Origin of the sequence: Rhodoferax sp. (assembly GCF_011391645.1) — a bacterium.
In the GTDB taxonomy this organism is placed as follows: Bacteria; Pseudomonadota; Gammaproteobacteria; order Burkholderiales; family Burkholderiaceae_C; genus Rhodoferax.
This window is the reverse complement of record NZ_JAABQC010000146.1, coordinates 1-4,071: the sequence shown is the minus strand read 5'-3', so window position 1 is coordinate 4,071 and position 4,071 is coordinate 1. Positions and strand designations below refer to the sequence as shown.

General features: G+C 59.6%; 5 protein-coding genes. All 5 read right to left on the bottom strand.

Annotation, left to right across the window (positions count from 1 at the left end):
• Positions 1-165, bottom strand: a 165-nt coding sequence (locus tag GPS82_RS13765) for a prepilin-type N-terminal cleavage/methylation domain-containing protein (RefSeq protein ID WP_363717619.1), incomplete at its 3' end; no start/stop codon positions are given.
• 190 nt (positions 166-355) lie between these two features.
• The gene (locus GPS82_RS13370; RefSeq protein WP_296495537.1) at positions 356-1,597 is read right to left on the bottom strand and encodes an ATP-binding protein; all 1,242 of its coding nucleotides are present in this window, start codon (positions 1,595-1,597) and stop codon (positions 356-358) included.
• Positions 1,598-1,701: 104 nt separating this feature from the next.
• Positions 1,702-2,586 carry an SAM-dependent methyltransferase gene (locus tag GPS82_RS13365; RefSeq protein WP_296495535.1) on the bottom strand — a complete coding sequence of 295 codons (885 nt, stop codon included), beginning with the start codon at positions 2,584-2,586 and terminating at the stop codon, positions 1,702-1,704.
• Positions 2,567-3,157 carry a DUF1415 domain-containing protein gene (locus GPS82_RS13360; protein WP_296495533.1) on the bottom strand — a complete coding sequence of 197 codons (591 nt, stop codon included), beginning with the start codon at positions 3,155-3,157 and terminating at the stop codon, positions 2,567-2,569. Before GPS82_RS13360 ends, GPS82_RS13365 begins: the two co-directional genes overlap by 20 nt.
• A gap of 9 nt (positions 3,158-3,166) precedes the next feature.
• Positions 3,167-4,071, bottom strand: a 905-nt coding sequence (locus GPS82_RS13355) for a deoxyguanosinetriphosphate triphosphohydrolase (protein WP_296495531.1), incomplete at its 5' end; no start/stop codon positions are given.

The following is a 4,071-nucleotide window of genomic DNA, read 5'->3' as shown; positions in this document are numbered from 1 at the left end:
CTGGAACGACGGTATGGCCAAACTTGCCAATACGCCCAATATGCCGATGACCACCATGAGCTCTATCAGGGTCATTCCGTCCTGTGTTTCAGACCTTGCTGGAGCGACGCAAATTCGCCGATTGCGGGCGATTCTTTCTGGAAAAAGAGCTTGTTGTCCCTGCATGGCGTTCTCTTGTTGGAAGCAATGCAGTCCATGCTAGGGACATTCAGGTTTGTCGCATATCCCCCAAATGGGGGGATTCCTGATTGGATTTTTGCAGCCTAAAGATACCGTGAGCGGAGAATTTGTTGTGAGCGTTTTGATTCCCATCAGACGATAACGCACGGTCTCAGATTTTTTGCGATTTGCCCCCTTACTGCCCCCACAAGCTAGCAATTGGCGCAGCCCAAATGCGATTGCCGAGCGGCAGGGTCTCAGTGCCATCGTAGAGGATGACTCCCAGCTTGAACTGGTCTCCGGCCATACTGGCCAATCGTTTGAGTCCACGCAAATCGTTTGATCCGACCGAAGCTGCCGCCTTGATCTCTACTCCGACTAATTGTCCACCTGCGTTTTCCACAACCACATCGACTTCGAATTGATCGTGATCGCGGTAGTAGAGCAGTTGGTAGTCACCATCTGCGCTGGTGGCGTGCTTGAGCAATTCCCCATAGACGAAGGTCTCCAGCACATGGCCAAAACGGCTGCGATCTTGTACGGCTATCGCGGGTGTTAGATCAATCAGGGTAGACAGCAGGCCTGAATCGATGAACTGTATCTTGGGGGTTTTCACGACCCGGCTGAGCCGGTTTTTGGCCCAAACCTCGACTCGTTTGAGCAGGTACATCTGCTCAAAAACACCAATGTAGCGGGCTGCCGTCTTGTGATCCAGCCCAATCTGGCCACCCAATTGCGTGTAGTTGCACATCTGCCCTGCGACTTGTGCCAATGCCTGCAAAAAACGTGGCAGTTGGTCAAGCCGATCAACGCCGGCCACATCGCGGACATCTCGTTGGATGATGGCGTCGATGTACTGACGAGCCCAAGCTGTGCGTCGGCGCGGGGTGGCGCGTGAGACCGCTTCCGGATAACCGCCGCGCAACACCGCGTCGACAAGCGCTTCACCCACGACTGGGGTAGCCACTTTTGGGAGAACCCCGGTAAAGGCGCTGTCCAGCCAGTTGCGCGTGGTGCCATGCATTTCGCTTTGCGAAAGAGGCAGCAGGGTTAAGGTTTCCATTCGCCCTGCCAGTGAATCCGCCACGCTGGGCAACGTCAACAAATTGGCCGACCCGGTCAGCAGAAAGCGACCTGGGCGCCGATCTTCATCAACAGTTTTCTTGATGGCCAGCAGCAGCTGCGGGGCACGCTGGATTTCATCAATGATGGCCCGATCCAGGTTGCGAATCATTCCCACGGGATCTTCCTTGGCCGCCAGCAGAGTCAGTTCATCATCCAGCGTGAGGTAGCGTAGCCCTTGGTGTGCTATTTGACGCACCAACGTGGTTTTGCCGGCTTGCCTTGGACCGGCGATCAGTACGACGGGCGTGTCTGTGAGCGCCTCGGCAACTCGCGCCGCTATGAGCCGTGAATAGAGTGGCGCTGGGGCGTTCATAGTTGCATATGTTACCGTGCAATTGGGAGTTAATCAACGTAAATCAGGGAATGTAACGCCGTGCGATTGGGAATATAGACGCCCTACTGTCTCCACAAGCCCGATCAAATCAGCGTAAAACGGGTGTCCAGCAGGCTGTTCAAGCCGAATTCTTGCAACAGGGCGTGCAGGCGCTCGGCTGCCGCGCGTTTTTTCTGGCCGGTGTGGCGGGCGATGATGAGCTCGTTTTTCATGCTGTGCTCCCAGCCCACCAGTTCGGTCACGGTAACCTGGTAGCCGCAGGCTTCCAGGTACAGGCAGCGCAGCACGTTGGTGATCTGGCTGCCCATTTCGCGCGTGTGCAGGGGGTGGCGCCACAGCTCCGACAGCGGTGTGCGTGACAGCGACAGCGCCTTGTGCTGGCTCAGCACGCGCGCCACTTCGGCCTGGCAGCACGGCACCAGCACCATGAAGCGCGCCTGCTTTTGCAGGCCAAAGGCAATGGCGTCGTCGGTGGCGGTGTCGCAGGCGTGCAGTGCGGTGACCATGTCGATGCGCGCTGGCAATTGCTCCGACTGGGCTGATTCGGCCACCGTCAGGTTCAGGAACGACATGCGCTCAAAGCCCAGCCGCTGCGCCAGTTCGCGGGACTTTTGCACCAGCTCCGGGCGCGTCTCTATGCCGTAGATGTGCCCCTGCGCCTGCTGCTTGAAAAACAGGTCGTACAAAATAAAACCCAGGTAAGACTTGCCCGCGCCGTGGTCGGCCAGGGTGATGCCGGCCGGGGAGTTGTCAAGCTCCAGCAGCAGCTTTTCGATGAACTGGTACAGGTGGTACACCTGCTTGAGCTTGCGCCGCGAGTCTTGGTTGAGCTTGCCGTCGCGGGTCAGGATGTGCAGCTCTTTGAGCAACTCGATGGATTGCCCGGGACGAATATCGTCGGCCAAAGTGGGCGGCAAACCGGCGCCGGGCTTGCTGCGCTGGGTGTTGTCAGGTTTTCGGTGTGTCATGGGGTGATGATGCCACGGGCGGCACGGTGCGATCCACCTTGAGTGCCGCCCAGCCATCGGGCCCCAGCTGCTCCATGGTTTGCATGTTGACCTCAAAAATCGACTCGGGGTTGGGAAAAGCCGCCACGGCGCGGTCGATGCTGTCTTCGCGCAGCAAATGCAGCGTGGGGTAAGGCGAGCGGTTGGTGAAGTTGGTGATGTCGTCCTCACGCGTGCCGGCAAACTGGTAGCGCGGGTGCAGCGACGCAATTTGCAGCACACCGTCAAGCTCCAGGTCGTCCAGCGCCCGGTCTGCGTCAAACAGAAAGTCGTTGTAATCCCGAAAGTCCGGCAGGCAATCGGGCGCGATCAACAGCGTGGTGTCGCGCAGCTTGGCGTCGGTGGCGACCAAATTTTTTAGCTCGGTGATCAGGTCTTGCAACAAGTCTTGCCAGGTGGTGGCACGGCTCACCGCGTAATGCACCTGCCCCTTGACGTGCACACTTTTGGCAAACGGGCACAGGTTCAGGCCGATCACGGCGCGCTCCAGCCAGGCCCGGGTGTCGGCAATCACAAGGTCATCAGGCGTCATGGTGTGCTTTCAGTTGAGCAGGCGCAAGCCGGTCAGGCGCTCATGCTCGCGCAGCGCAAAGCGGTCGGTCATGCCGGCAATGTAGTCCGCAACAAGGCGCGGCAAGGCGCGCGCCGGCACCGGCTCGGCAGCCTGGGCGGCGGCCAGCCGGCGGCGGTGGCTGTCAGGCATATTGCCGGGCTGGGCCAGGTAGTTGTCAAACAGCTCGCGCACCACCTGCTGCGCCTGCCCGGTGGTTTGCAGAACTTGCGGGTGGCGATAGAGTTGCTTCAGCAGAAAGCGCTTGAGCGATTGCGATTTCTCACGCATGCCGGCGCTGAACTGAATCAAGGGGGGCAGTTGGCGAACGGCGTCCACACTCCCCGGCGCAGCCGTTTGCAGTGCCGCCTGCGTGGCAGTGATCACGTCATACACCTGGGCGCTCAGCATGCGGCGAATCGACTCGTACAGCAGGCGCCGGCCTTGGGAGGCGTTTTGTAACTGCGGAAACTCGGCCAGTGTTTGCCGCCTGAAATCATCAAACAGCGCCACCTGCTGCAATTGCTCCAGTGTGACCAGGCCCGAGCGCACACCGTCGTCGATGTCATGGGCGTTGTAGGCAATCTCGTCGGCCAGGTTGCATAACTGGGCCTCCAGGCTGGGCTGGGTGCGCTCCAAAAACCTCCGCCCCACCCCATTCGGCTCGGCGCTTTCAAGCTGCTCGGCATGGTGGCGCGAGCAGTGCTTGAGGATGCCCTCGCGGGTCTCGAACGTCAGATTCAGGCCGTCAAACTCGGGGTAGCGCTCTTCCAGATGGTCGACCACGCGCAGGCTTTGCAGGTTGTGCTCAAAGCCGCCAAAGTCGGCCATGCAGGCGTTGAGCGTGTTTTGCCCGGCGTGGCCAAACGGTGTGTGGCCCAGATCGTGCGCCAGCG